The sequence below is a fragment of the Caballeronia sp. RCC_10 genome, from assembly GCF_041360715.1.
GTDB classification, from domain to species: domain Bacteria; phylum Pseudomonadota; class Gammaproteobacteria; order Burkholderiales; family Burkholderiaceae; genus Caballeronia; species Caballeronia grimmiae.
On sequence record NZ_JBFUPT010000005.1, the window covers coordinates 164,596 to 190,635 of the forward strand.

Below are 26,040 nucleotides of genomic sequence, written 5' to 3' on the forward strand. Positions count from 1 at the left end.
TTCCCGAAACATGGCCAAGTGGCCGACTTCGCGCTATAATTCGAAGGTTTGAGCATATCAACCCGCACCCTAGCGCCTACCTCCCATTCCCCGTCGTTCGCTGCGCCTGGCAGCGCGCGCCGCACGCCGCCGATCGTCCGCTTCGATACTCCGCTCGCCGCGCGCAAGCGGGCCGCTTCGAGCCACGATGCCCGCCTGTGAGCCGCCGCCATCGTGCTAAGGAAACCCGTGCTCCCGGAGCGCGGCCCCAAGCCTGAATTTCGGACAGACAGGTCGGTAACAGGGTGTTCCCCAAGGAGCTTCCCGTGTTGCCGTCATTCTCCCCCGCATTACTCGCACTTGCCGACGGCACGGTCTTTCGTGGTCAATCCATCGGCGCCGCCGGTTCGACGATCGGCGAAGTGGTGTTCAACACCGCCATCACCGGCTATCAGGAAATCCTGACCGACCCGAGCTATGCCCGCCAGATCGTCACGCTGACGTATCCGCATATCGGCAATGTCGGCGTGAATGCCGAAGACGTCGAAGCCACCAAGGTCCATGCCGCCGGTCTCATCATTCGTGATCTGCCGGTGCTGGCCTCGAACTTCCGTTCGGAGCAAACCCTTTCCGATTATCTGAAGGCGCAAGGCGTCGTCGGCATTGCGGGCATCGACACGCGCAAGCTGACGCGCGTGCTGCGCGACAAGGGTGCGCAAAACGGCTGCATTCTCGCTGGCAGCGACGACGAAGCCGAAGCGCTGCGTCTCGCGCGCTCGTTCCCCGGACTTGCCGGCATGGATCTCGCGAAAGTCGTGTCCACGCAGGATCGCTACGAGTGGACGCAAACCGAATGGCGCCTCGGCAGCGGCTACGGCGAGCAGAAGTCGCCGAAATTCCGCGTCGTCGCGTTCGATTACGGCGTCAAGTACAACATCCTGCGCATGCTGGCCGAGCGCGGCTGCCACGTCACCGTGCTGCCGGCGCAGGCCAGCGCCGCCGACGCGCTCGCGCTCAATCCGGACGGCATCTTCCTGTCGAACGGTCCCGGCGATCCGGAACCGTGCGACTACGCGATCCGCGCGACGCGCGAATTCATCGAGCGCGGCATTCCGACGTTCGGCATCTGCCTCGGGCACCAGATCATGGGTCTCGCCGTCGGCGCGAAGACGACCAAGATGAAGACCGGCCACCACGGCGCGAATCATCCGGTGAAGGACATGGAAGACGGCCGCGTGGTCATCACGTCGCAGAATCACGGCTTCGCAGTCGATGCCGCCACGCTGCCCGCGAACGCGAAGGTCACGCATGTCTCGCTCTTCGACGGCACGCTGCAAGGCTTCGCGCTCACCGACAAGCCGGCGTTCTGTTTCCAGGGACACCCGGAAGCGTCGCCGGGGCCGCACGACATCGCTTATCTGTTCGACCGCTTCATCAAGTTGATGGAGTCGGCGAAGGTCGCCGCCTGATCACGAACAGAAACCGTACATAGACATCGAGAGCAGTTATGCCGAAGCGCACAGACATCAAGAGCATCCTCATCATCGGCGCGGGCCCGATCATCATCGGCCAGGCGTGCGAATTCGACTATTCGGGCGCGCAGGCGTGCAAGGCGCTGCGTGAGGAAGGCTACAAGGTCATCCTCGTCAACAGCAATCCGGCGACGATCATGACCGACCCGAACACGGCGGACGTCACCTATATCGAGCCGATCTCGTGGGAAGTGGTCGAGCGCATCATCGCGAAAGAGCGCCCTGATGCGATCCTGCCGACGATGGGCGGCCAGACCGCGCTGAATTGCGCGCTCGACCTGTTCCATCACGGCGTGCTGGAGAAGTACAACGTCGAACTGATCGGCGCGTCGCCGGAAGCCATTGACAAGGCGGAAGACCGTCAGAAGTTCAAGGACGCGATGACGAAGATCGGCCTCGGTTCGGCCAAATCGGGCATCGCGCATTCGATGGAAGAAGCGCTCGCGGTGCAGGCGCAGATCGCCGAAGTCACCGGCAGCGGCGGTTATCCGACCGTCATCCGCCCGTCGTTCACACTGGGCGGCTCGGGCGGCGGCATTGCGTACAACAAGGAAGAGTTCGAGGAAATCTGCCGCCGCGGTCTCGATCTTTCGCCGACGCGCGAACTGCTGATCGAAGAATCGCTGCTCGGCTGGAAAGAGTACGAGATGGAAGTCGTCCGCGACAAGAAGGACAACTGCATCATCGTGTGCTCCATCGAGAACCTCGACCCGATGGGCGTCCACACCGGCGATTCCATCACCGTCGCGCCCGCGCAGACGCTGACCGACAAGGAATATCAGGTCCTGCGTAACGCGTCGCTCGCGGTGTTACGCGAAATTGGCGTGGACACGGGCGGCTCCAACGTGCAGTTCGCAATCAATCCGAAGGACGGCCGGATGGTCGTCATCGAAATGAATCCGCGCGTGTCGCGTTCGTCCGCATTGGCGTCGAAGGCAACCGGCTTTCCGATCGCGAAGGTCGCGGCGAAGCTTGCCTGCGGCTATACGCTCGACGAACTGAAGAATGAGATCACTGGCGGCCAGACGCCGGCATCGTTCGAGCCGACCATCGACTATGTCGTGACGAAGGTGCCGCGTTTCGCGTTCGAAAAATTCCGCGAGGCCGATTCGCGCCTGACCACGCAGATGAAGTCGGTCGGCGAAGTGATGGCGATGGGCCGCACGTTCCAGGAGTCGTTCCAGAAGGCGCTGCGCGGTCTGGAAGTCGGCGTCGACGGGCTCGACGAAAAGACCACGAGCCGCGACGAAGTGATCCGCGAAATCGGCGAGCCGGGTCCGGACCGCATCTGGTATCTCGGCGACGCATTCCGCCTCGGTCTCTCGCAAGAGGAAATCTTCGAGGAAACGTCGATCGACCCGTGGTTCCTCGCGCAGATCGAGCAGATCATCCTGAAGGAAAAGGCGCTCGAAGGCCGCACCCTCGAAAGCCTGAGCCGCGACGAACTGCTGTATCTGAAGCGCAGCGGCTTCTCCGACCGGCGCCTGGCGAAGCTGACCGGTTCGAACCAGGCCGACGTGCGCAAGAAGCGTCACGAACTGAAGGTGCGTCCGGTGTACAAGCGCGTCGACACCTGCGCGGCCGAGTTCGCGACGAAGACCGCGTACATGTACTCGACGTACGAAGAAGAGTGCGAAGCGAATCCGACGGACAAGAAGAAGATCATGGTGCTCGGCGGCGGGCCGAACCGGATCGGGCAGGGCATCGAGTTCGACTACTGCTGTGTGCATGCCGCGCTCGCGATGCGCGAAGACGGCTATGAAACCATCATGGTGAACTGCAATCCGGAAACGGTTTCGACTGACTACGACACGTCGGATCGCCTGTACTTCGAGTCGCTGACGCTCGAAGACGTGCTCGAAATCGTCGATCTGGAAAAGCCGGTCGGCGTGATCGTGCAGTACGGCGGCCAGACGCCGCTCAAGCTCGCGCTCGATCTCGAAGCGAACGGCGTGCCGATCATCGGCACGTCGCCGGACATGATCGACGCAGCAGAAGACCGCGAGCGCTTCCAGCAACTGCTGAAAGATCTCGATCTGCGCCAGCCGCCGAACCGCACGGCGCGCGCCGAAGAAGAAGCGCTCGCGCTGGCCGAGGAAATCGGTTATCCGCTGGTCGTGCGTCCGTCGTATGTGCTGGGCGGCCGCGCGATGGAAATCGTCCACGAGCCGCGCGATCTCGAGCGCTACATGCGCGAGGCCGTGAAGGTATCGAACGACTCGCCGGTGCTGCTCGACCGCTTCCTGAACGATGCGATCGAATGCGATGTCGACTGCATCTCGGACGGCGAGGCCGTATTCATCGGCGGCGTGATGGAGCACATCGAACAGGCGGGCGTGCATTCGGGCGATTCGGCCTGCTCGCTGCCGCCGTATTCGCTGTCGAAGGAAACCGTTGACGAGCTGAAGCGCCAGACCGCCGCGATGGCGAAGGCGCTGAACGTGATCGGCCTGATGAACGTGCAGTTCGCGATCCAGCAGGTTCCGCAGGACGACGGCTCGAAGAAGGACATCATCTACGTGCTCGAAGTGAACCCGCGCGCATCGCGCACGGTGCCTTACGTGTCGAAGGCGACGAGCCTGCCGCTCGCGAAAATCGCCGCTCGCGCGATGGTCGGCCAGACGCTCGCGCAGCAAGGCGTGACGAAGGAAGTCGTGCCGCCGTACTTCAGCGTGAAGGAAGCCGTGTTTCCGTTCATCAAGTTCCCGGCGGTCGATCCGGTGCTCGGGCCCGAAATGCGCTCGACCGGCGAAGTGATGGGCGTAGGCCGCACCTTCGGCGAAGCGCTCTTCAAGTCGCAACTGGCGGCGGGCTCGCGCTTGCCGGAGTCGGGCACGGTGCTCATCACCGTGATGGACGCCGACAAGCCGAAGGCCGTCGAAGTGGCGAGCATGCTGCACGAGCTCGGCTATCCGATCGTCGCGACCAAGGGCACGGCGGCGGCTATCGCAGCGGCGGGCGTGCCGGTGAAGGTCGTCAACAAGGTGAAGGACGGCCGGCCGCATATCGTCGACATGATCAAGAACGGCGAGATCGCGCTCGTCTTCACGACCGTCGACGAAACCCGCGCCGCCATCGCCGATTCGCGTTCCATCCGCATGAGCGCCCAGGCCAACAAGGTCACGTACTACACGACCATGTCGGGCGCGCGCGCGGCGGTGGAAGGCTTGCGTTACATGCGCGATTTGGAAGTCTATGATTTACAAGGCTTGCATGCTCGCCTAAACTAAGGCTTCGATTACTGGTCCAAGCATCACGAGCCGCGGTTAAGCGGCGTCTCCTCGTCTCGGGGAGATGCGCTTAACCGCGGTAATTTTTTTGACGTTTTTGTTTCTGGGTTGTCTATGAGCACGATTCCCTTGACGAAGCGCGGCGCGGAGTTGCTGCGCGACGAATTGCAACGCCTTAAGGCTGTCGAGCGTCCGGCGGTCATCAATGCGATCGCGGAAGCGCGCGCGCAGGGCGATCTGTCCGAAAATGCGGAATACGACGCCGCGAAGGAAAAGCAGGGCTTCATCGAGGGCCGCATCGCGGAGATCGAATCCAAGCTGGCCGCCGCGCAAGTGATCGACCCGACGACGGTCGACGCCGATGGCCGCGTCGTGTTCGGTGCGACGGTGGAACTGGAAGACCTCGAATCCGGCGATACGGTCACGTATCAGATCGTCGGCGACGATGAAGCCGACATCGATCACGGCCTTATTTCGGTCAGTTCGCCGATCGCGCGGGCGCTGATTTCGAAGTCGCAAGGCGACGTGGCGTCGGTGCAAGCGCCAAGCGGCGCGCGCGAGTATGAAATCATCGCGGTTCGTTACGTCTGATGGCGCACCGGCTCTTTCGCTTCGTGACGATGATCTGGGTCGGCAGCCTGCTGACCCTCGGCCTCGTCGCCGCCCCCGTTCTCTTTTCGATGCTCGATCGCGCGGCCGCCGGATCGGTCGCCGCGCAATACTTCCGCATCGAAGCGTTCGTCGGCGTGGCGAGCGCGCTGATTCTGATTCTGATCGGCAATCGCTTCGTGAAAAGCGGCATCGCTGATTACAAGCGTGTGCGGTGGATTGTCGCGGTGATGCTCGGGTGCGTGCTCGCCGGCTACTTCGCGTTGCAGCCGTTCATGGAGTCGCTGCGAGTGGCCGCGCAGGAGTCGGGCGTCGCACTGGCCGATTCCCCGTACGCGAAGCAGTTCGGCATCCTGCATGGCATCTCGAGCGCCATCTATATGGTTCAGTGCCTGTTCGGCATCGCGCTGGTGTGGCGCTTGCCGGGCAACGCGCCGACCGCCATCGTGCCGAAGAACAAATCGGCGAAAATGGCAGCCAAACGCGCAAGAAGCTGAGCGCTGTTCGCCAATACGGCGCGAGCGTCGTGTTCGACGCCGCGCCGTACGATTACTTCACCGCCTGGTGCTGACGCTTCGAACCGGCCTGACGCTTCTTCGCCCGCTTGACGTTGCCGCCCGCCGTGACGCGTTCGTTACCGAGCACCTTCAACGTCTGCTTGCGCGGCTTTTTGACGGCAGGCGCGTCACGCGTGATCTTCACGGCCTTGACGATGCGCGGCGCGCGGCCCTTGGCAGGACGCTCCGCCGCTTCGGCGGCGCTCGGCGGCATCGTGCTGCGCGTGCGTTCGCCGCGGGTCTTCGCGGGCGCGGCGCCTTCCGGCCTCCAGATCACGAGCAGTTTGCCGATATGCTGGATCGGCGCAGCGTTCAGGCGATCGCAGATTTCGTCGTAGATTGCGACGCGGGCTTCGCGCTCGTCGCCGAACACGCGAATCTTGATGAGCTGATGCGCATCGAGGTGCACGCCGATTTCCTTCAGCACGGCGTCCGTCAGACCCTCCGCGCCGACGAGCACGACGGGCTTGAGCGCGTGAGCCTGGGAGCGCAGGTCGGAGCGTTGGGCAGGGGAGAGTTCAAGAGCTGGCATGAGAAATTTGGGACTCGACTAAAATGGGCGGCGCTTGGCGCCAGGCGGCATGCTGAAACGCGAAGGGCGAAAAGCCCGTACCGGAACGATCTGGCGCAGCGCGTTTTATCGCCGCACAAACGAAATAGGCCGGATACGCGATTGCCGGGCGCATGGAGCGCCCGCGGAAACGTTCCGGCCGACAAAACGCGTATTATCCGCTAAAAGCATCGCGCGTTGCAGCAAGATTACCGCGCAACCGTCACAGTACACGCATCCGCGCCACGTCCGGCGCGCAACAGCAACACACCCGCGAGCGCGCACGCGCGCAGCATGAGTTCAGTTTGAATGGCAAAAAATCGCTTCAATCATTCGTGGTTGCATGACCACATCAACGATCCCTACGTGAAGATGGCGCAGCGCGAGGGCTATCGCGCACGCGCTGCGTACAAGCTGAAGGAGATCGACGAGCAGGACAAGCTCATCAAGCCCGGTCAGGTGATCGTCGATCTCGGCTCGACGCCCGGCAGCTGGAGCCAGTACGCGCGCAACAAGCTCGCTCAGGGCTCGAAGCGCGATGCGCAGCGCGAGGGCGGCATCGACGGCACGATCATCGCGCTCGATATTCTGCCCATGGAGCCGATCGCGGACGTGACGTTTATTCAGGGCGACTTTCGCGATGATGCGGTGCTCGCCCAGCTAAATGAATTCGTCGGCGAGCGTCAGGTGGACCTTGTTATTTCGGACATGGCCCCAAACCTCTCAGGCGTGGCAAGTGCGGATGCGGCGCGGATCGAGCATCTTTGCGACCTGGCGCTCGAATTCGCGCAAAACCACCTGAAACCGGAAGGTGCGCTGCTAGTCAAATGTTTTCATGGCAGCGGTTATAGCCAGATCGTCGAGAAATTCAAGCACCAGTTCAAAGTGGTGGCGCCGCGCAAGCCCAAGGCCTCTCGGGACAAGTCGTCCGAGACTTTTATTCTCGGGCGGCGGCTCAAACATCCGGCTGCGGGACCCGTTTAGACTGCCTCGGCGAAAATCAGCGATATTTTCGCCGAATATGCCGAAAAAAGACCATCTGCCGCTATTTAGACGGTAGATAAACCTTATGGCAGGGGTTAGCGGTCTGGATTAGAATGCTTTGGTGGCGCTGCAAGGTTTATGTAGGCGCCCGTCTATGAGTGAGGAGTGGTGCTTTGAACAACAATATGTTCTCTAAAGCGGCAGTGTGGCTCGTGATCGCACTGGTGCTGTTTACGGTGTTCAAGCAGTTCGATAAGCCCCGCGTCCAGGAAGGCGTGTCGTATTCGCAGTTCATGGACGACGCGAAGAACGGCAAGGTCAAGAACGTTACCGTTCAGGGCCGCAATCTCACGGTCACTCCGAACGACGGCCAGAAATACCAGATCGTCTCTCCCGGCGACATCTGGATGGTCGGCGACCTGATGAAATACGGCGTTCAGGTCAGCGGCAAGGCTGACGATGAACCGAACGCGCTCGTCTCCGCGCTTTACTACCTCGGGCCGACCATTCTGATCATCGGCTTCTGGTTCTACATGATGAGACAGATGCAGGGCGGCGGCAAAGGCGGGGCGTTCTCGTTCGGCAAGTCGCGGGCGCGGCTGATCGACGAAAACAACAACGCAATCAATTTCACCGACGTAGCTGGCTGCGACGAAGCGAAGGAAGAAGTTTCGGAACTGGTCGATTTCCTGCGCGATCCGCAGAAATTCCAGAAGCTGGGCGGACGCATTCCACGCGGCGTGCTGCTGGTCGGGCCTCCGGGCACGGGTAAGACGCTGCTGGCTCGCGCCATCGCCGGCGAGGCGAAGGTGCCGTTCTTCAGCATCTCGGGTTCGGACTTCGTGGAAATGTTCGTCGGCGTGGGCGCGGCGCGCGTGCGCGACATGTTCGAGCAGGCGAAGAAGCATGCGCCTTGCATCGTGTTCATCGACGAAATCGACGCTGTCGGCCGTCATCGCGGCGCTGGCATGGGCGGCGGCAACGACGAGCGCGAGCAGACGCTGAACCAGATGCTCGTCGAAATGGACGGCTTCGAGGCGAATTCGGGCGTTATCGTGATCGCCGCGACGAACCGTTCCGACGTGCTGGACAAGGCGCTGCTGCGTCCGGGCCGTTTCGACCGCCAGGTGTATGTCGGTCTGCCGGACATTCGCGGTCGCGAGCACATCATGAAGGTGCACCTGCGCAAGGTGCCGATTGCAAACGACGTCGATGCATCGGTGATCGCACGCGGCACGCCGGGCTTCTCGGGCGCGGACCTCGCGAACCTCGTCAACGAAGCGGCGCTGTTTGCGGCGCGTCGGGGCAAGCGCATCGTCGAGATGCAGGATTTCGAAGACGCGAAGGACAAGATCTTCATGGGTCCGGAGCGCAAGTCGGCTGTCATGCGCGAGGAAGAGCGTCGCAACACGGCGTATCACGAGTCGGGTCACGCGGTGGTGGCGAAGCTGTTGCCGCACGCCGATCCGGTGCACAAGGTCACGATCATGCCGCGCGGCTGGGCTTTAGGCGTGACGTGGCAGTTGCCGGAGCATGACCGCGTCAACCTGTATCGCGACAAGATGCTGGAAGAAATTGCGATCCTGTTCGGCGGCCGGGCAGCGGAAGAAGTGTTCATGAACTCGATGTCGACCGGTGCTTCCAACGACTTCGAGCGCGCGACGAAGATGGCGCGCGACATGGTGACGCGTTACGGCATGTCGGACGTCCTCGGCACGATGGTGTACGTCGATACCGAAGAAAACGGCATGTTCGGCAAGATGGGTGCGAAGTCGGTATCGGAAGCCACGCAGCAGAAGGTCGACGCGGAAATCCGCCGTATCCTCGACGAGCAATACGCGCTCGCCCGTAAGCTGCTGGAAGACAACCGCGACAAGGTCGAAGCCATGACCAAGGCGCTGCTCGAGTGGGAAACCATCGACGCAGACCAGATTAGCGACATCATGGCGAATCGTCCGCCGCGTCCGCCGAAGAACCTGCCGCCTCCGTCCGGCGACACGCCGTCGGGCGGCAATAGCGGCAACGAAGTCAAACCGGGCAACGCGACAGCGCCGGCATAACTTCTCCGAGTCTGACAATGGGCCGGTGTGCACTGCACGCCGGCCCATTTTTGCTTTAAGGCTCGCGTTTCATCACTTGCTTTGCAGGCATCGCTTGACTACCTCCTCCGAACCTCTCGTTTCCGCGCAGCCGCTGCAATGCGGCCGTTTCACGCTCCGCTTCGACCGTCCGCTGGTGATGGGCATTCTCAATGTCACGCCGGATTCGTTCTCCGATGGCGGCCGCTTCCTGTCGCGCGACGCCGCCCTCGCTCGCGCCGAGCAGATGATCGCCGATGGCGCCGACATGATCGACATAGGCGGCGAGTCGACGCGTCCCGGTGCGCCGCCGGTATCGCTCGACGAGGAACTGGCGCGCGTGGTGCCGATCGTCGAAGCGCTGCATGCGGTGCGTGTGCCGATTTCCGTCGACACCTACAAGCCCGCCGTCATGCGAGCCGTCCTCGATGCGGGCGCGGACATGATCAATGACATCTGGGGCTTCCGTCAGGAAGGCGCGATCGAAGCCGTCGCCGGCAGCCAATGCGGCCTGTGCGTGATGCACATGCTTGGCGAGCCACGCACGATGCAACTCCACGAGCCGGTCTACGACGACGTCGTCGCTTCGGTGCGTGATTTCTTCGTCGAGCGCGTCGCCGCGTTGAACGCGGCCGGTGGGTCGGCGGACCGTATCAGCCTTGATCCCGGCTACGGTTTCGGCAAGACGATCGGGCATAATTACACGCTACTTGCCGAACTTCCGGCGACGTTGCCCCACGGCACGCATTTCCCATTATTGGCTGGCATGTCGCGCAAGTCGATGCTCGGCGGCGTGACCGGGCGCGGCGCGGGCGAGCGCTTGCCCGCGAGTCTCGCGGCGGCGGTGTGCGCGGCGGAGCGTGGCGCGGCGATCATCCGCGTTCACGATGTCGCGGAAACCGTCGACGCATTGAAAGTCTGGCGGGCCACCCAGGACGCAGCCCGTCGCGGGCATCATTCAAACCGGCTTTGAAACGGGCAGGACTGCCGCGCAGGCGCTCGCTGGCAGCGTAGTCAACAAACACCGCGGACCACAACAGGCGCCAAAAGTCCGCGAGGAGGGTCAAACAACGATGGCACGACGATACTTTGGAACTGACGGCATCCGTGGACGCGTGGGCGCGGCCCCGATCACGCCGGACTTCGTCCTCAAGCTCGGCTATGCAGCCGGCAAGGTGCTCGCCGGCGCGGACCGGTCGCCGCAGAAGGGCAACCGGCCGACTGTGCTGATCGGCAAGGACACGCGCGTCTCGGGTTACATGCTCGAAGCCGCGCTCGAATCCGGCTTCTCGGCGGCAGGCGTCGACGTGATGCTGGCCGGCCCGATGCCGACGCCCGGCATCGCGTACCTGACGCGGGCGCTGCGGCTTTCGGCGGGCGTGGTGATCAGCGCGTCGCATAATCCGTACGACGACAACGGCATCAAGTTCTTCTCCGCCGACGGCAACAAGCTGCCCGACGAGGTCGAATTGCAGATCGAAGCGCAGCTCGAGCAGCCGATGGAATGCGCACCGTCCGAGCGCCTCGGCAAAGCGCGCCGTCTCGACGACGCGGGCGGGCGCTACATCGAGTTCTGCAAGAGCACGTTCCCCGCGAGCTTCGATCTTCGCGGCATGAAGATCGTGCTGGACTGCGCACACGGCGCCGCCTATGACGTCGCGCCGCACGTATTCCACGAACTGGGCGCGGAAGTCGTGCCGATCGGCGTGTCGCCGAATGGCTTCAATATCAACGACGGCGTCGGCGCAACCGCGCCCGATGCGCTCGTTCGCGCGGTCAAGGAGCACCACGCGGACATCGGCATCGCGCTGGATGGCGACGCGGACCGCCTGCAGATCGTCGATTCGACCGGCCGTCTTTATAACGGCGACGAGTTGCTCTATGTGCTGGTGAAGGACCGCATCGCGACACACGGCAAAGTGGAAGGCGCGGTCGGCACGCTGATGACCAACATGGCGGTCGAGGTGGCGCTGAAAGAGGCGGGCGTGCAGTTCGTGCGCGCCGCGGTCGGCGACCGCTACGTGCTCGAAAAACTGCGCGAGCACGGCTGGCAACTCGGCGCGGAAGGCTCGGGTCACATTCTGTCGCTCGACAGGCATTCAACCGGCGACGGCATCGTCTCCGCGCTCCTCGTGCTGGCGGCGATCAAGCGCAGCGGCAAGTCGATCGCCGAATTGCTCGACGGCGTGAGCCTCTTCCCGCAAAAGCTGATCAACGTGCGCATGAGTCCCGGCGCGGACTGGAAAAAGAGCGACGAGATTCGACGCGCGGTCGAGCAGGCCGAGCGTGCGCTCGACTCGCATGGACGTGTGCTGATCCGCGCATCGGGGACCGAGCCGGTGTTGCGCGTGATGGTGGAAGCCGCCGCGCAGCAAGACGCCGTTCGGCACGCGGAAACGATTGCGCAGGTCGTGAAAGAGGTGACTTCGTAGACGTTCCGGAAACGCGCGTACTTCGCAAGAAAGCGGGCTTCGGCCCGCTTTTTTTATGTCCGCAGCCGGCTGACGAGTGATCGCCCGACCGGCTTTCGATTCGTAAGACCGCTGTCACGGAAGCATCACCAAACGTCATATTACTGTCACAGACTCCGCCTATATTTCGCCGTGACGTACACATGCTCACAACTCTGGAGGTCTCATGAAATTGATGCACACCGCGCTGGCTGCCGTGATTGGCGCAATGTTCGCCATCTCTGCGCAAGCGGCCGATATCACCGGCGCGGGCAGTACCTTCGCAGCTCCGATCTACACCAAGTGGGCAGACGCGTATCAGAAAAGCGGCGGCGGCAAGGTCAACTACCAGGGCATCGGTTCTTCGGGCGGCATCAAGCAGATCGTCGCAAAGACCGTCGATTTCGCGGGCTCGGACGCGCCGCTGAAGGACGACCAGCTTGCAAAGGACGGTCTCTTCCAGTTTCCGACGGTGGTCGGCGGCGTCGTGCCGGTGATCAACGTCCCCGGCGTGAAGGCGGGCGAAGTGATTCTGTCGGGTGAAGTGCTCGGCGACATCTATCTCGGCAAGATCAAGAAGTGGAACGACCCGGCGATCGCCGCGCTTAACCCGAAGGTCAAGCTGCCGGATACGGACATCGCTGTCGTGCGCCGCGCGGACGGCTCGGGCACGAGCTTCATCTGGACGAACTACCTGTCGAAGGTCAACACCGAGTGGAAGTCGAAGGTCGGCGAGGGTTCGACGGTCAACTGGCCGACCGGCACGGGCGGCAAAGGCAACGACGGCGTCGCGGCTTTCGTGCAGCGTCTGCCGGGCGCGATCGGCTACGTCGAATGGGCGTACGCGAAGCAGAACAAGATGACCTACGTCGGGATGAAGAACTCGGCGGGCACGGTCGTCGAGCCGGAAACGAAGACGTTCAAGGCAGCGGCTGCGGGCGCGGACTGGTCGAAGTCGTTCTACCAGATCCTGACGAACGAACAGGGCAAGGACGCATGGCCTATCGTCGGCGCGACCTTCGTGCTGCTGCATTCGACGCAGGACAAGGCGGCGCAGGGCGCGGAGACGCTGAAGTTCTTCGACTGGGCGTTTAAGAACGGCGGTCAGGCGGCGAACGATCTGGACTACATCTCGCTGCCGGAATCGGTCGTGGCGGAAATCCGCTCGCAATGGAAGGCGAAGGTGAAGGACGCGTCGGGCAAGCCGGTCGCGGAGTAAGCAGTACGCGCAGTTTGAAACTGTCCTAAGCTGCACTGGCGGGACAGCAGCAACAACAAGCCGCGCGGCGCGCCAGAAGCCGCCGCGCGGTCTGACACGCAGCGTAACCAAGGCTCCCATGTCGGACACCAACCTCGCGTCGGCACCTCCGGCGGCGCACGCGCAGCGCGCCCCTGGCCGTATCGGCGACATCATCTTCGGCGGCATCACGCGGCTCGCGGCGGTGGTGACGCTGCTTCTGCTCGGCGGCATCATCGTTTCGCTGCTCGTCGCGTCGATGCCGACCATCGAAAAGTTCGGGCTCAGCTTTCTGTGGCGCGCGGACTGGGATCCACCCAGCGACAGCTTCGGCGCGCTCGTGCCGATCTACGGCACGCTCGCCACGTCGATCATTGCGCTCATCATCGCAGTGCCGGTCAGCTTCGGCATCGCGCTCTTTCTGACGGAACTGTCGCCGGCTTGGCTGCGCCGTCCGCTCGGCGTCGCGATCGAACTGCTCGCGGCGATTCCGTCGATCGTCTACGGCATGTGGGGCCTGCTCGTGTTCGCGCCGATCTTCGCGAAGTACTTCGAGAAGCCGCTCGGCGCCGTGCTTGGCGGCGTGCCCGTGATCGGCGCGCTGTTTCAGGGACCGCCCATCGGTATCGGCATTCTGTGCGCGGGCGTCATTCTCGCGATCATGATCATCCCCTACATTGCATCGGTGATGCGCGACGTGTTCGAAGTCACGCCCGTGCTGCTGAAGGAATCGGCATACGGCATCGGCTGCACGACCTGGGAAGTGATGTGGAAGATCGTGTTGCCGTACACGCGCGCCGGGGTGATCGGCGGCGTCATGCTCGGTCTCGGCCGCGCGCTCGGCGAGACGATGGCCGTGACCTTCGTGATCGGCAACACGAATCTGCTCGATAACGTGTCGCTGTTTTCGCCGGGCAACAGCATCACGTCCGCGCTCGCCAACGAGTTCGCGGAAGCAAGCCCTGGCCTGCATACATCGGCGTTGATGGAGCTTGGCCTGATTCTCTTCGTCATCACGTTCTTCGTGCTCGCGCTCTCCAAACTGATGCTCTTGCGCATGGAACGCGGGGAGGGTGTCAAGTGAACCGTCCCGCCACGTTCGATCAGGACCACGACCGCGTGCAAGCGACGCGCATGAAGCTGCAGCGCCGCCGCCGCGGCACCAATGCGATCGCGCTGACGCTGTCGCTCGCGGCGATGGCCTTCGGCCTGCTCTGGCTCGTGTGGATTCTCTTCACGACGCTGAAGCTCGGCGTTTCCGGCTTGTCGATGGATCTGTTCACGCAATCGACGCCCCCGCCGAACACCGATGGCGGCGGTCTCGCGAACGCGATCGTCGGCAGCCTGATGCTCGTCGTGCTCGCGACATGCGTCGGCACGCCGCTCGGCATTCTCGCGGGCGTCTATCTCGCGGAATACGGGCAAAAGCGCTGGCTCGCGAACATCACGCGCTTCATCAACGACATCCTGCTGTCTGCACCGTCGATCGTCGTCGGCTTGTTCGTGTATGCGCTCGTCGTCGCGAAGATGGGGCGTTTCTCCGGCTGGGCGGGCGTCATCGCGCTCGCGCTGCTGCAGATTCCGATCGTCATCCGCACCACGGAGAACATGCTGAAGCTCGTGCCGAACGCGCTGCGCGAAGCGGCGTTCGCGCTCGGCACGCCGAAGTGGAAGATGGTGATGTCGATCACGCTGAAAGCGTCGGTAGGCGGCATCGTCACCGGGGTGCTGCTCGCGGTTGCGCGCATCGCCGGGGAAACCGCGCCGCTTCTCTTCACGGCGCTGTCGAACCAGTTTTTCTCGCTGGACATGAATCAGCCGGTGGCGAATCTGCCGGTGACGATCTACAAGTTCGCGATGAGCCCGTTCCCGCAATGGCAAGTGCTCGCGTGGGCCGGTGTGTTCCTGATTACGCTCGGCGTGCTGGGTCTGAATATCCTGGCGCGTGCGATCTTCACGAAGAAATAAGGGCGGAGTGATTCCATGAATCTGGTCGAAAGTGGTGTCAACCACCTTGAATCGAAGGCCGGCAACGCGAGCATCGAACGCGGTCCGGTGCCCGGCAGCGTGCGCCCGACGCACGCCTCGCAGCCGGCCGATTCCATCAAGCCGAAGATCGAGGTCAACAACCTCAACTTCTTCTACAACAAGTATCACGCGCTGAAGAACATCAACCTGCGCATTCCCGAGAAGAAGGTGACGGCGTTCATCGGTCCGTCGGGATGCGGCAAGTCCACGCTTCTGCGCACGTTCAACAAGATGTACGCGCTCTACCCCGAGCAGCGCGCGGAAGGCGAAATCCTGATGGACGGCGCGAACCTGCTGGAGACCACGCGCGACATCTCGTTGCTGCGCGCGCGCATCGGCATGGTGTTTCAGAAGCCGACGCCGTTCCCGATGTCCATCTACGACAACATCGCGTTCGGCGTGAAGATGTTCGAGCAGCTGTCGCGCTCGGAGATGGATGACCGGATCGAATGGGCGCTGACGAAGGCCGCGCTCTGGACCGAAGTGAAGGACAAGCTGCAGCAAAGCGGCTACGGACTGTCGGGCGGCCAGCAGCAGCGCCTGTGCATCGCGCGCGGCATCGCGATCCGCCCGGAAGTGCTGTTGCTCGATGAACCTTGCTCCGCGCTGGACCCGATCTCGACGGGCCGCATCGAAGAACTGATCGCGGAGCTGAAGAACGACTACACCGTGGTGATCGTCACTCACAACATGCAGCAGGCGGCGCGTTGCTCGGACTACACTGCTTATATGTACCTTGGTGAATTGATCGAATTCGGCGATACGGAGAAGATCTTCATCAAGCCCGCCCGCAAGGAGACGGAAGACTACATCACGGGCCGGTTCGGCTGAAGCGCGCGCAGCCAATCGCACGAAAGGAACAGGAGCAGAATATGTCCGATAAACATCTGTCGAGTCAGTTCGACGCCGATCTCAACGCGGTGTCGTCGAAAGTGCTGGCAATGGGCGGTCTCGTGGAGTCGCAAATCGTCTCGGCGATGCACGCGCTGAATGAGTTCAATATCGAGGTCGCCGACCAGGTGATCGCCGCGGAAGCGCGCCTGAACATGATGGAAGTCGAGATCGACGAGGAGTGCAGCAACATCATCGCGCGCCGTCAGCCGGCCGCACGCGACTTGCGTCTTCTGATGGCGATCTCGAAGACCATCACGAATCTCGAACGCGCCGGCGACGAAGCCGAGAAGATCGCGAAGCGCGTAAAGCGCATCAACGAAGACGGCGCGGGACGCACCGTGAATATCGCGGAAATCAAGCTGTCGGGCGAAATGGCGGTGTCGATTCTGCGCCGCGCGCTCGATGCCTTCGCGCGTCTGGATACCGTCGCCGCCGCCCAGATCGTGCGCGACGACAAAGCCATCGACGAAGAATTCCGCGCCTTCGTGCGCAAGCTCGTCACGTACATGATGGAAGACCCGCGCACCATTTCGGCGGGCCTCGATTACCTGTTCATCGCGAAGGCGGTGGAGCGAATCGGCGATCACGCGAAGAACATCGCGGAGTTCATCATCTACATCGTGAAGGGGACCGACGTACGCCATATCTCGCGCGACCAGCTCGAACGCGAAGCGCTCAGCTAATCCTCCTTTCACTTCAAGCAAAAGGTCAAAGAGGTGCCGATGCCCAGCAGTATCCTCGTCGTCGAAGACGAACCCGCGATCTCCGAACTCATTGCGGTGAACCTGCAACATGCGGGACATTGCCCGATTCGCGCGTACAACGCGGAGCAGGCGCAAAACCTCATCAGCGACGTGCTGCCCGATCTCGTGCTGCTCGACTGGATGCTGCCGGGCAAGTCGGGCGTCACGTTCGCGCGCGAGTTGCGCAATCACGAGCGCACGAAGCATATTCCGATCATCATGCTGACCGCGCGCGGCGACGAGCAGGACAAGGTGCTCGGCCTCGAAATCGGCGCGGACGATTACGTCACCAAGCCCTTCTCGCCGAAGGAACTGATGGCGCGCATCAAGGCGGTGTTGCGCCGGCGCGCGCCGCAGCTGACCGAAGACGTCGTCGCGATCAACGGCCTGCGCCTCGATCCGGCGACGCATCGCGTGGCTGCGAGTCATTCGGGCAACGACATCAAGCTCGATCTCGGCCCGACCGAATTCCGCCTGCTGCATTTCTTCATGACGCATCCGGAGCGGGTGCACAGCCGCACGCAACTGCTCGATCAGGTCTGGGGCGATCATGTGTTCGTCGAAGAACGAACGGTCGATGTCCATATCAAGCGCCTGCGCGCCGCGCTCAAGCCCGCCGGTTGCGATGCTATGATCGAAACGGTGCGCGGCAGCGGTTATCGGCTGGCCAAGGGCGCGTGACGCCCGCGCATGCGTGGCGTGCAATCGCGCTCATCTGATCGATCGACAACATGAACATCATCTGGACGCGTTCCATCGTGTCCCTCGTCCTGCTCGCCGCGCTCAGCGCGGCGATCGGCGCGTTCGCCGGCGTGCCCGTCGCGCTCGGTTTCGCGGTGCTCATGCTCGTCGTGCAGACCTTCTTCAGCACGTTTCACACACAGCGTTTGTGGCGTCTGCTGGAAGCGCCGGTCTATGGCGAAGTGCCCAGCGCGCTTGGCATCTGGGGCGAAATCTACTACCGCCTGCACAAGCTCGCGAAGCGCTGGCACGCGCAAGTGCGCCAGGTCGAACAGCAGCATTCACGCTTTATCCAGGCGATACAGGCGTCGCCCAACGGCGTCGCGATGCTCGACGATCACGATCAGATCGAGTGGTGCAACGCCATCGCCGAGGCGCACTTCGGGCTGGATGCGAAGCGCGACCTGCGGCAGCACATCACGCATCTCGTGCGTCAGCCGGACTTCATCCGCTATCTGAATTCGCATCATTACGAGCAGATGCTGATCATGCGCGGGATGGGCGAGAACCGGCAGCGCACCATCTCCGTGCAGGTGTTTCCTTATGGCGAGCATCGCAAGCTGATTCTCACGCAGGACATCACCGAGCTCGAGCGCACCGACTCCATGCGCCGCGATTTCGTCGCGAACGTATCGCACGAACTCAAGACGCCGCTGACGGTGCTATCGGGCTTTCTTGAAACCTTGCGCGACCTGCCGCTCGACGAAGCCGACCGCCGGCGCTATCTCGACATGATGGATCAACAGGCGACGCGCATGCAGAACATCGTGCGTGACCTGCTCGTGCTGGCGAATCTCGAAGGCGATATTCATCCACCGAGCGATGATCTGCTCGACATGCGCGCCGTGCTCCGTCATCTGGAGAACGATGCGAACAACCTGTCGGGCGGGCGGCATCGCATCGCCTTTCATGTGGACGACGCCGTGACGGTCGCCGGTGCGGAGACGGAAGTGGTGAGCGCGCTCGGCAACCTCGTGACGAACGCCGTGCGTTATACGCCCGAGGGCGGTGCGATCGATGTGACCTGGCAGCGCGAGAACGATCGCGCGATGTTCATCGTGCGCGACAGCGGGCCGGGGATCGCCGCCGAACATATTCCGCGGCTGACGGAGCGTTTCTATCGCATCGACCGCAGCCGTTCGCGCGACACCGGCGGAACGGGACTGGGTCTCGCCATCGTGAAGCACGTGCTGCAACGGCATCACGCCGAGCTGGATGTGAAGAGCGAAGTGGGGCGGGGCAGCACGTTCATCGTGCGCTTTCCCGCGTCGCGCACGGCGTTGAGGAAATCGCTGGCGGCGTGAGCCGCTTCATCGCTTCGATAGAGCGTTACGAGCAGAACTTCGCGAGCAGGCCCAACTGCGCATTGCGAATGGCCTTGCCCGAACGGCGCTTGCGATAGTGTCCATCGCTTTGCATGACCCACGCCGACTGATTGTCGCCGAGACACACGGACAATCCTTCGGCGATCACGCGGCGCTTGAGGCGCCGGTCGTGAATCGGGAACGCGACTTCCACGCGACGGAAGAAGTTGCGGTCCATCCAGTCGGCGCTCGACAGATACACGTCTTCCTTGCCATTCGCATAGAAATAGAAGATGCGATGGTGCTCGAGAAAGCGCCCGACGATCGACCTGACCGTGATGTTCTCCGACAGATCCTCGACGCCCGGCTTCAGCGAACACACGCCGCGCACGATCAGATCGATCTTCACGCCCGCGTGCGACGCCTCGTAAAGCGCGGCGATGACGGTCGGCTCCAGCAGCGCGTTCATTTTCGCGACGATGCGCGCGCGGCGGCCCGCGCGGGCGTGCTCGGCTTCGGAGCGGATCGCGTCGATGAGCTTCGCGTGCAGCGTGAACGGCGACTGCCACAACTGATTCAGCGTGAGTTCGCCGCCGATGCCGGTGAGCTGTTGAAAGACGTGGTGCACATCCTCGCACAATTGCTGATCGGCGGTCATCAGGCCGAAGTCGGTATAAAGACGCGCCGTGCGCGGATGATAATTGCCCGTGCCGAGATGCGCGTAACGCTTCAGCACGGTCTTGCCGTTCTGCGAGACGCGCCGCACGATCAGCATCATCTTCGCGTGGCACTTGTGGCCCACGACGCCATACACGACATGCGCACCCACTGCTTCCAGTTGCGACGCCCAGTTGATGTTCGTCTCTTCGTCGAAGCGCGCGAGCAGTTCGACGACCACTGTCACTTCCTTGCCGTTGCGCGCGGCCTGCATGAGCGCGTCCATCAGCGGCGAATCGGTGCCGGTGCGATAGATGGTTTGCTTGATCGCGACGACTTGCGGATCTTTGGCCGCCTGAAGCAGCAGTTCGAGCACCGGCTGAAAGCTCTCGTACGGATGATGCAGCAGGATATCGCCCTGATCGATGACATCGAAGAGATGCGTTGCATTGGCGATCGTCTTCGGCACCGATGGAATGTGCGGCACGAACTTGAGGTCCGGACGGTCCACCATTTCGGGCAACTGCATGAGCCGCACGAGATTGACCGGACCGCTCACGCGATAGCAATCACGCGCGTTCAACTGGCTTTCATCGAGCAGGCGGCGAATCAGGTGCGGCGGCGTCTCGGCCGATACTTCGAGCCGCACCGCATTGCCGAGATGCCGCGCCGGCAATTCGCCCTGCAGCGCGACGCGCAGATTCGTGATTTCGTCCTCATCGACGAAAAGCTCGCTGTTGCGCGTGATGCGAAACTGATTGCAGCTGCGCACGACGAGATGCGGGAACAGTTCGCTGACGAAGCGCTGCATGAACGAACTGAGCAGCACGAAGCCATGCGGATAACCGGACAGCGCCTCCGGCATGCGGACGAGGCGCGGCAGTGCGCGCGGCGCCTGCACGATGCCCATCATCGCCTGGCGGCCGAAGGCGTCCGTGCCTTCCAGTTCGACGACGAAGTTCAGGCTCTTGTTCAGCACGCGCGGGAACGGGTGCGCGGGATCGAGGCCGATCGGCGTCAGCACCGGCAGCACTTCGTTCAGGAAATACTCGCGCGCCCACGCGGTCTGCTGCTCGCTCCAGCTTTCGACGCCATGAAAATAGATGCCTTCCATTTCGAGCGCGGGCAGCACGATGTCGTGCAGCATCGCGTATTGTTGATGCACGAGGCGTTGCGCGCGTTCGGACACGAGGTCGTAGACGTGTTGCAGCGACATGCCGTCCGGCGAAAGCGAGCCGGGATTGTCGCGCATCTGTTCCTGAAGCCCGGCCATGCGGACTTCAAAAAATTCGTCGAGATTGCTGCTGGTGATGCAAAGAAAGCGCAGGCGTTCCAGCAATGGCACCGAAGTATCGGCCGCTTGCGCGAGTACCCGCTCGTTGAAACCTAGAATGCCGAGTTCACGGTTAAACAGCGGATAGCGTATGGACATCGGCTGTGAGGAAGAAGTCTCGATTGGATGGGCACAAGAACGCTCAGATAATCTCACAGTAAGATGGCTTTTTTGTGACAGAACGATTGTCACAAATTCTACTCACATTGCGGATAGCGTCGCTAGCGCGAGGCGCGCGTCCCCGATCCGTTCCTCGCGCGGCATGGAATAGAATTCGTGCGCCGCGGCCGTGCCGCTGCGTTCCTTAATTCACGATTCCCGGATCTCCGATGGTCACTCATCCTCATCTCCTCGCCGCCGTCGACCTCGGATCGAACAGCTTCCGGCTGATCGTCGGACGCGTCGAGGAAACGCCCGCGGGCAGCCAGATCTATCAGGTCGACGCGTTGCGCGAACCCGTGCGGCTCGCGGCGGGATTGTCGCGCGACAAGATGCTCGACCGTGCGTCGCAATTGCGCGGCTGGGAGGCGCTCAAGCGCTTCGGCGAGCGTCTGCGCGACTTCCATCCGGATCAGGTGCGCGCGGTCGCCACGAACACGCTGCGGGTCGCGAAGAACGCGCACGACTTTCTCGTCGAAGCCGAGAACGCGCTCGGCTTTCCGATCGAAGTGATCGCGGGCCGCGAGGAGGCGCGCCTCATCTATGCGGGCGCGGCGCATTCGGTGCCGGCGAGCGCGGGCAAGCGGCTCGTCGTGGATATCGGCGGGGGATCGACGGAATTCATCATCGGCTCGCATTACACGCCGATCCACATGGAAAGCCTGTATATCGGCTGCGTGAGTCACAGCCGCCAGTTTTTCCCCGCCGGCAACGTCGACGAATTCACGATGCGTCAGGCCGAACTCGCCGCCAAGCGGGAAATCCAGATCATCTCGCGCGAGTACAAGCAGACCGGCTGGGATCAGGCGATCGGTTCGTCCGGCACGGCGCGCGCGCTCGCCGAACTGGTCGAAGCGAACGGCTTCAACGATGCGCAATACACGCACGGCATTTCACGCGGCGGCCTCGAGCGGTTGAAACGCGCGCTGATCAAGGCGGAGAACGTCAACCGGCTGAAGCTCGTCGCGCTGAAGCCCGACCGCATTCCGGTGCTGGCGGGCGGCTTGTCGATCATGCTGGGCGTGTTCGAGGAACTGGGCATCGATTACGTCGATACCACCGACGGCGCCTTGCGTCTCGGCGTGCTCTACGACCTGCTCGGCCGTTCGCAGCATCAGGACATGCGCACGGTGACGGTGGAGGGCTTCAAGCGCCGGTATGGCGTCGATGCCGCGCAGGCCGATCGCATCGGCGATCTCGCGATCAGCTTCTACGATCAGCTCGGCGAACCGGATGCCGAGCGTCGCCAGGAGAATCGCATGTTTCTCGCGTGGGCGGCGTCGCTGCACGAGATCGGCTTGTCGATTGCGCACAGCGCGTATCACAAGCATTCGGCCTACATCGCGAGCAACGCGGACATGCCCGGCTTCTCGCGCACGGATCAGGCGCGGCTCGCGGCGCTCGTGCTCGGCCACGCGGGCAAGCTCGGCAAGCTCGCGCAGGCGAGAGACGTCGACTGGACGCTGCTCTTCTGCCTGCGCCTTGCGGCATTGCTGTCGCGGCGCCGGACGGACGTGGGGCTGCCCGGCATCGAGGTGCGGGCGGCGGCGGGTGGCTTCGAAGTGCGTCTGCCGAGCCAGTGGGTGACCAACAACCCGCTCACCGATTACAGCCTCGTCCAGGAAGCGATGGAATGGGAGAAGATCGGACGCCCGTATCGCGTGGTCTATACGGGCGAATGAGCGGTTGCGGCTTTCAGCGCGCGGTATCGCCGATGAAGTGCCGCGCGTAACGCGCGTTGATCTCGGACAGGCGGAACAGCGTCAGAAAGTCCGCCGTGTTGAAATCCGGATCCCACGCGGGCGCGCCGCAAATCTTAGCGCCGAGGCGCAAATAGCCTTTGACGAGCGGCGGCGCGTTGACTGCCACGCCCGTTCGCAAGTCGTCGACCGGCAGCGGCGTGTGCGGGAACGCGCGGTATTCCGGCGCGGCGAGCGCATCGGCGGACAACGAGTGATACAGATTCGCCGCGTAATGACCGCCGTCGTTCATGCCGACGCTCGCGCAGCCGAGCATCGTCTCGTAGCCGTTTTGCATCATGTAGGCGGCGAGCCCGCCCCATAGCGACATGATGACCGCGCCGCTGCGATAGTCGGCGTGCACGCACGAGCGTCCCACTTCGACGAGTTTCGGACGAAGATGGGTCAGCCGCGAAATATCAAATTCGCTTTCCGCGTACAGCCGTCCGATGCGCGCGGCCTGATGCGGCGGCAGCACGCGATACGTGCCGACCACTTTCAGTGTGTCGAGATCGCGCACGAGCAGGTGATCGCAGTAGCCGTCGAATTCGTCGACATCGAGACCGGCTCGGCCGGACAGACGCGCGCCCATTTCATCCGAGAACACGCGATAGCGCAGGCGCTGGGCTTCGCGCAGCGCGTCGTCGGAACGCGCCCACGCGACTTGCAGACGGTGCTGGCTGGTGACGGTTTCCGCGGTGCGCGGAAGGTGACGGCGCGAATGGACGGGCGTCGGCAGATCTTGCATGGGCGTTCCTCGGCAGGACGTGGCTTGAAGTCCCCGCCAATGTAGTAACGCCGGGTGACGCTCGCATGGCTTCGCAATGACGTTTCGATGAAACGACACACGCGCCGCGTGGTCCCGCTACAGCATGTCCGGATTCATCACTGCGCGCAGCACGATCTGGCCGTCGCCGCCGCGCGTGCGCCCCTGGAACCACCAGATGCCCGTCTTCTTGATCGGCCATTCCGCTTCGTGCCCGGTCAGGAGCAACGCGGCGACGCGCCCGAGCGTGGGCTGATGACCGACGATCACGACCGTCCCGGCGGCGCCATCCGGCCAGCCTGCGGCATCGAGCGCGTGCTGGGCGGACTTGCCTGGCGCCAGGTCATCGACGACGCGATAGCGGTCACCGAACGCCTCGACGGTCTGGATGGTGCGCGTCGCGGGACTCGCGAGGAAAAGGGCGTCATCGTCGATACGCGCCTTCAGCCACTTCGCGATGCCTTGCGCCTGCTTGCGCCCGCGCGGCGTCAGTTGGCGCGCGAGGTCGCTCGATGCCTGATCTTCGGCTTCGGCGTGACGCCACAGAATGAGGTTCATCGATCGTCTCCGTGAGAGGGGTCTTGTGCCTTCGACCTTGCATAGAACGATACGTGCCAGGGCCGCATTGCGGTTATCAATCATCGACGCTACAATACGCGGCTTGTCGGAGCGTAGCGCAGCCTGGTAGCGCATCTGATTTGGGATCAGAGGGTCGAAGGTTCGAATCCTTTCGCTCCGACCACGAAACAAACGAAGGGGTTACAAGTCACGGCTTGTAACCCCTTTGTCTTTTCGACACTCGCCAAGAGGCCTCATGCCGCGTTACGTCCTGTCTCTCGCCGTCACCGCTCTCGCTGCGCTCGCGCTCTCCGCGTGCGCCGATTCTTCCGATCACCGCAAGCATCCGCCGCAGGATCCGCCCGATTATCAGGGCGTGCCGACCGATACGCGTCCGCCGTCGATGCAGACCGCGCCGTCACAGCCGAAGTAACGAAAACGTGGTGCCGCGATGAACGAATCGGTCATCGCTACCTGACGGAAGCCTCTAGCTGTCGCACAAGCGAACTATTTGCCACGCGGCTAATATCGGACACCTTGTTGGAAATCGGTGCCGTCATGAATTTGCTGTGGGTGTTTGCTGCCGTGGCCCCTGTCGCGCTCGCTTCGCTCGTTGCGTTCGCCGCGCATATCGATCCGTTGTCGGTGCGCTGGCGAACGCGGGCGGGCAGGCGCCGCGACGGCGAGCCGTCGGAGGCATGAGCCTTCAGGCGTCACTGCTTGCAGCGAATCACCATCGAACGATTCTTGATGTTCGCACCGAAGATTCCGGCCACCGATCCGCCCGCAGTCGCGCCGCTGTCGGCGTCCTTCGAGATCACGTCGTAGCCGTACGCGCCGCATACTTCGCCCGCCTGCTTGTAGCAGGCCGCCCAACTGGTGCTGGCGTCGCCGCCGCTGCAGTTGATGGCGAAGCCGGTATCGCCCGAGGGCAGATAAGTCATCGTCGCGTTGTGGGCGCAGCCGCCCAGCGTCGCGATCGAGGCGGCCGCGGCCAATACCGCGAACATCGCGGCTGTGTTCATCTTCTTCGCCAATCTCTTTCCTCTTCCTCAGAACGCCGTCACGCGCTCAGCGCGGCGGCAGATAGCGCGACGGGTCCGTCGAACGGCCCATGTAGCGCACTTCGAAATGCAGCATCGTGCGATCGCTGTCCGTGTCGCCCATTTCGGCGATCTGCTGTCCCTTCTGCACGGTCTGACCTTCCTTGACCAGCAGCGTCTTGTTGTGGGCGTAGGCGGTCAGATAGTCGTCGTTGTGCTTCACGATCAACATGTTCCCATAGCCGCGCAAGCCGTTGCCCGCGTAGACGACGTTGCCCGCCGCCGCCGCGACGACCGGCGTGCCCGCCGCATTCGCGATGTCGATCCCCTTCGAGTTCTTGCCGTCGAAGCCGCGAATCACCGTGCCTTGCGCGGGCCAGGACATCGCCATGGCGGGAGCGGGTGTGCTGGATGCGCGCGCGTCGGCTGCGGCGTCGCTCCTGGCCGCGCTGGAACCGCTGGAACCGCTCGAACCGCCGGAGCCACTGGAACCGCCGGAACCGCCGGAACCGCTCGGCCCGCTGGAACGGCCCGCCGCTGCGGCGCTGCCGGCGGGCGGCTCGATGCGCAGCACTTGCCCCACTTCGATTGCATCCGGATTCGCAAGCCCGTTCCAGCGCGTAATGTTCTTGACCGACGTGCGATTGTCACGCGCGATCCTGAGCAGCGTATCGCCCCGCTGCACGCGGTAAAACCCCGGCGCGACCGGTCCGGAGCCGCAGGCGGTGAGCGCGGCGGTGAGCAACGCGCAGACGAACAGTCGACTTCTTTTACGCAAAACCTGACCTCGCAAAGCGCCGCCGGACAACCGTTGGCCCGGCGGATCGAAACGCAGGATTCTACCGTTTCGAGTTTCGTCCGACAGAACG

Annotated in this window: 24 protein-coding genes and 1 tRNA gene; 19 read left to right on the top strand and 6 right to left on the bottom strand. The window is 63.0% G+C overall.

The features are described 5' to 3' along the window. Positions 1-305: 305 nt before the first annotated feature. From carA to AB6804_RS12350, 4 genes are all read left to right on the top strand, one after another. Entirely contained in the window at positions 306-1,448 is a 1,143-nt protein-coding gene (gene carA, locus AB6804_RS12335; protein ID WP_370886688.1) for a glutamine-hydrolyzing carbamoyl-phosphate synthase small subunit, read from the top strand. A gap of 38 nt (positions 1,449-1,486) precedes the next feature. Continuing rightward, the gene (gene carB, locus AB6804_RS12340) at positions 1,487-4,741 is read left to right on the top strand and encodes a carbamoyl-phosphate synthase large subunit (protein WP_370886689.1); all 3,255 of its coding nucleotides are present in this window, start codon (positions 1,487-1,489) and stop codon (positions 4,739-4,741) included. Positions 4,742-4,855: 114 nt separating this feature from the next. Beyond that, positions 4,856-5,332, top strand: a complete 477-nt coding sequence (gene greA, locus AB6804_RS12345; RefSeq protein ID WP_035959558.1) for a transcription elongation factor GreA — start codon at positions 4,856-4,858, stop codon at positions 5,330-5,332. Further along, on the top strand, positions 5,332-5,847 hold the full coding sequence (locus tag AB6804_RS12350) for a DUF4149 domain-containing protein (RefSeq protein ID WP_370886690.1): 516 nt from the start codon (positions 5,332-5,334) through the stop codon (positions 5,845-5,847). Before greA ends, AB6804_RS12350 begins: the two co-directional genes overlap by 1 nt. A 52-nt stretch (positions 5,848-5,899) precedes the next feature. Here AB6804_RS12350 and AB6804_RS12355 read toward each other — a convergent pair whose 3' ends face one another. Beyond that, entirely contained in the window at positions 5,900-6,439 is a 540-nt protein-coding gene (locus AB6804_RS12355) for a YhbY family RNA-binding protein (RefSeq protein ID WP_035959556.1), read from the bottom strand. Between the two features lie 327 nt (positions 6,440-6,766). On the opposite strand from AB6804_RS12355, the gene AB6804_RS12360 reads away from it, so the two are divergent. From AB6804_RS12360 to phoR, 11 genes are all read left to right on the top strand, one after another. Then, positions 6,767-7,441 carry an RlmE family RNA methyltransferase gene (locus AB6804_RS12360; protein WP_035959555.1) on the top strand — a complete coding sequence of 225 codons (675 nt, stop codon included), beginning with the start codon at positions 6,767-6,769 and terminating at the stop codon, positions 7,439-7,441. Between the two features lie 173 nt (positions 7,442-7,614). Next, positions 7,615-9,501 (top strand): ATP-dependent zinc metalloprotease FtsH, encoded by a 1,887-nt coding sequence (gene ftsH / locus AB6804_RS12365; RefSeq protein WP_035959554.1) that lies wholly within the window; start codon positions 7,615-7,617, stop codon positions 9,499-9,501. A 178-nt stretch (positions 9,502-9,679) separates the two neighbouring features. Beyond that, on the top strand, positions 9,680-10,492 hold the full coding sequence (folP, locus tag AB6804_RS12370) for a dihydropteroate synthase (protein ID WP_370886822.1): 813 nt from the start codon (positions 9,680-9,682) through the stop codon (positions 10,490-10,492). A 100-nt stretch (positions 10,493-10,592) separates the two neighbouring features. Next, on the top strand, positions 10,593-11,951 hold the full coding sequence (gene glmM / locus AB6804_RS12375; protein ID WP_370886691.1) for a phosphoglucosamine mutase: 1,359 nt from the start codon (positions 10,593-10,595) through the stop codon (positions 11,949-11,951). A 205-nt stretch (positions 11,952-12,156) separates the two neighbouring features. Then, positions 12,157-13,188, top strand: a complete 1,032-nt coding sequence (pstS, locus tag AB6804_RS12380; RefSeq protein WP_035959550.1) for a phosphate ABC transporter substrate-binding protein PstS — start codon at positions 12,157-12,159, stop codon at positions 13,186-13,188. A gap of 118 nt (positions 13,189-13,306) precedes the next feature. Further along, on the top strand, positions 13,307-14,290 hold the full coding sequence (pstC, locus tag AB6804_RS12385) for a phosphate ABC transporter permease PstC (protein ID WP_035959549.1): 984 nt from the start codon (positions 13,307-13,309) through the stop codon (positions 14,288-14,290). Positions 14,291-14,340: 50 nt separating this feature from the next. Continuing rightward, complete coding sequence (pstA, locus tag AB6804_RS12390; RefSeq protein WP_370886823.1) at positions 14,341-15,174, top strand: phosphate ABC transporter permease PstA; 834 nt, start codon at positions 14,341-14,343, stop codon at positions 15,172-15,174. 15 nt (positions 15,175-15,189) lie between these two features. Continuing rightward, complete coding sequence (gene pstB / locus AB6804_RS12395; protein WP_370886692.1) at positions 15,190-16,065, top strand: phosphate ABC transporter ATP-binding protein PstB; 876 nt, start codon at positions 15,190-15,192, stop codon at positions 16,063-16,065. Positions 16,066-16,106: 41 nt separating this feature from the next. Next, the gene (gene phoU / locus AB6804_RS12400) at positions 16,107-16,811 is read left to right on the top strand and encodes a phosphate signaling complex protein PhoU (protein ID WP_370886693.1); all 705 of its coding nucleotides are present in this window, start codon (positions 16,107-16,109) and stop codon (positions 16,809-16,811) included. A gap of 39 nt (positions 16,812-16,850) precedes the next feature. Then, on the top strand, positions 16,851-17,552 hold the full coding sequence (phoB, locus tag AB6804_RS12405) for a phosphate regulon transcriptional regulator PhoB (RefSeq protein WP_244794381.1): 702 nt from the start codon (positions 16,851-16,853) through the stop codon (positions 17,550-17,552). Positions 17,553-17,602: 50 nt separating this feature from the next. After that, entirely contained in the window at positions 17,603-18,916 is a 1,314-nt protein-coding gene (gene phoR, locus AB6804_RS12410; protein ID WP_370886694.1) for a phosphate regulon sensor histidine kinase PhoR, read from the top strand. 25 nt (positions 18,917-18,941) lie between these two features. Here the strand turns inward: phoR and ppk1 are convergent, their stop codons facing one another. Then, positions 18,942-21,029 (bottom strand): polyphosphate kinase 1, encoded by a 2,088-nt coding sequence (gene ppk1, locus AB6804_RS12415; RefSeq protein WP_370886824.1) that lies wholly within the window; start codon positions 21,027-21,029, stop codon positions 18,942-18,944. 206 nt (positions 21,030-21,235) lie between these two features. Here ppk1 and ppx point away from each other — a divergent pair, with 206 nt between their 5' ends. Continuing rightward, complete coding sequence (gene ppx / locus AB6804_RS12420; RefSeq protein WP_370886695.1) at positions 21,236-22,747, top strand: exopolyphosphatase; 1,512 nt, start codon at positions 21,236-21,238, stop codon at positions 22,745-22,747. A 13-nt stretch (positions 22,748-22,760) separates the two neighbouring features. Here the strand turns inward: ppx and AB6804_RS12425 are convergent, their stop codons facing one another. Next, entirely contained in the window at positions 22,761-23,552 is a 792-nt protein-coding gene (locus tag AB6804_RS12425) for a GNAT family N-acetyltransferase (RefSeq protein ID WP_370886696.1), read from the bottom strand. Between the two features lie 117 nt (positions 23,553-23,669). After that, complete coding sequence (locus AB6804_RS12430) at positions 23,670-24,128, bottom strand: histidine phosphatase family protein (RefSeq protein ID WP_370886697.1); 459 nt, start codon at positions 24,126-24,128, stop codon at positions 23,670-23,672. 107 nt (positions 24,129-24,235) lie between these two features. Between AB6804_RS12430 and AB6804_RS12435 the strand changes: the two genes are divergently transcribed. From AB6804_RS12435 to AB6804_RS12445, 3 genes are all read left to right on the top strand, one after another. Next, a tRNA-Pro gene (locus AB6804_RS12435) sits at positions 24,236-24,312 on the top strand. A gap of 72 nt (positions 24,313-24,384) precedes the next feature. Continuing rightward, complete coding sequence (locus AB6804_RS12440; RefSeq protein ID WP_370886698.1) at positions 24,385-24,561, top strand: hypothetical protein; 177 nt, start codon at positions 24,385-24,387, stop codon at positions 24,559-24,561. A 125-nt stretch (positions 24,562-24,686) separates the two neighbouring features. After that, positions 24,687-24,830: a hypothetical protein gene (locus AB6804_RS12445; RefSeq protein ID WP_370886699.1), complete on the top strand. Its 144-nt coding sequence runs from the start codon at positions 24,687-24,689 to the stop codon at positions 24,828-24,830. A gap of 11 nt (positions 24,831-24,841) precedes the next feature. Here the strand turns inward: AB6804_RS12445 and AB6804_RS12450 are convergent, their stop codons facing one another. After that, positions 24,842-25,153, bottom strand: a complete 312-nt coding sequence (locus AB6804_RS12450) for a hypothetical protein (protein WP_035959843.1) — start codon at positions 25,151-25,153, stop codon at positions 24,842-24,844. A 46-nt stretch (positions 25,154-25,199) separates the two neighbouring features. After that, positions 25,200-25,949 (bottom strand): peptidoglycan DD-metalloendopeptidase family protein, encoded by a 750-nt coding sequence (locus AB6804_RS12455; protein WP_370886700.1) that lies wholly within the window; start codon positions 25,947-25,949, stop codon positions 25,200-25,202. Positions 25,950-26,040: the final 91 nt, after the last annotated feature.

Excerpts from the sequence above, each read along its gene's own strand:
- pstB (WP_370886692.1), top strand. The coding sequence starts at position 15,190 with ATGAATCTGGTCGAAAGTGGTGTCAACCACCTTGAATCGAAGGCCGGC.
- AB6804_RS12450 (WP_035959843.1), bottom strand. The coding sequence starts at position 25,153 with ATGAACACAGCCGCGATGTTCGCGGTATTGGCCGCGGCCGCCTCGATC.
- carB (WP_370886689.1), top strand. The coding sequence starts at position 1,487 with ATGCCGAAGCGCACAGACATCAAGAGCATCCTCATCATCGGCGCGGGC.
- AB6804_RS12350 (WP_370886690.1), top strand. The coding sequence starts at position 5,332 with ATGGCGCACCGGCTCTTTCGCTTCGTGACGATGATCTGGGTCGGCAGC.
- AB6804_RS12425 (WP_370886696.1), bottom strand. The coding sequence starts at position 23,552 with ATGCAAGATCTGCCGACGCCCGTCCATTCGCGCCGTCACCTTCCGCGC.
- ppx (WP_370886695.1), top strand. The coding sequence starts at position 21,236 with ATGGTCACTCATCCTCATCTCCTCGCCGCCGTCGACCTCGGATCGAAC.
- phoU (WP_370886693.1), top strand. The coding sequence starts at position 16,107 with ATGTCCGATAAACATCTGTCGAGTCAGTTCGACGCCGATCTCAACGCG.
- pstA (WP_370886823.1), top strand. The coding sequence starts at position 14,341 with ATGAAGCTGCAGCGCCGCCGCCGCGGCACCAATGCGATCGCGCTGACG.
- phoR (WP_370886694.1), top strand. The coding sequence starts at position 17,603 with ATGAACATCATCTGGACGCGTTCCATCGTGTCCCTCGTCCTGCTCGCC.
- AB6804_RS12430 (WP_370886697.1), bottom strand. The coding sequence starts at position 24,128 with ATGAACCTCATTCTGTGGCGTCACGCCGAAGCCGAAGATCAGGCATCG.
- AB6804_RS12445 (WP_370886699.1), top strand. The coding sequence starts at position 24,687 with ATGAATTTGCTGTGGGTGTTTGCTGCCGTGGCCCCTGTCGCGCTCGCT.
- pstC (WP_035959549.1), top strand. The coding sequence starts at position 13,307 with ATGTCGGACACCAACCTCGCGTCGGCACCTCCGGCGGCGCACGCGCAG.
- AB6804_RS12355 (WP_035959556.1), bottom strand. The coding sequence starts at position 6,439 with ATGCCAGCTCTTGAACTCTCCCCTGCCCAACGCTCCGACCTGCGCTCC.
- greA (WP_035959558.1), top strand. The coding sequence starts at position 4,856 with ATGAGCACGATTCCCTTGACGAAGCGCGGCGCGGAGTTGCTGCGCGAC.
- pstS (WP_035959550.1), top strand. The coding sequence starts at position 12,157 with ATGAAATTGATGCACACCGCGCTGGCTGCCGTGATTGGCGCAATGTTC.
- folP (WP_370886822.1), top strand. The coding sequence starts at position 9,680 with ATGGGCATTCTCAATGTCACGCCGGATTCGTTCTCCGATGGCGGCCGC.
- glmM (WP_370886691.1), top strand. The coding sequence starts at position 10,593 with ATGGCACGACGATACTTTGGAACTGACGGCATCCGTGGACGCGTGGGC.
- AB6804_RS12440 (WP_370886698.1), top strand. The coding sequence starts at position 24,385 with ATGCCGCGTTACGTCCTGTCTCTCGCCGTCACCGCTCTCGCTGCGCTC.
- AB6804_RS12360 (WP_035959555.1), top strand. The coding sequence starts at position 6,767 with ATGGCAAAAAATCGCTTCAATCATTCGTGGTTGCATGACCACATCAAC.
- phoB (WP_244794381.1), top strand. The coding sequence starts at position 16,851 with ATGCCCAGCAGTATCCTCGTCGTCGAAGACGAACCCGCGATCTCCGAA.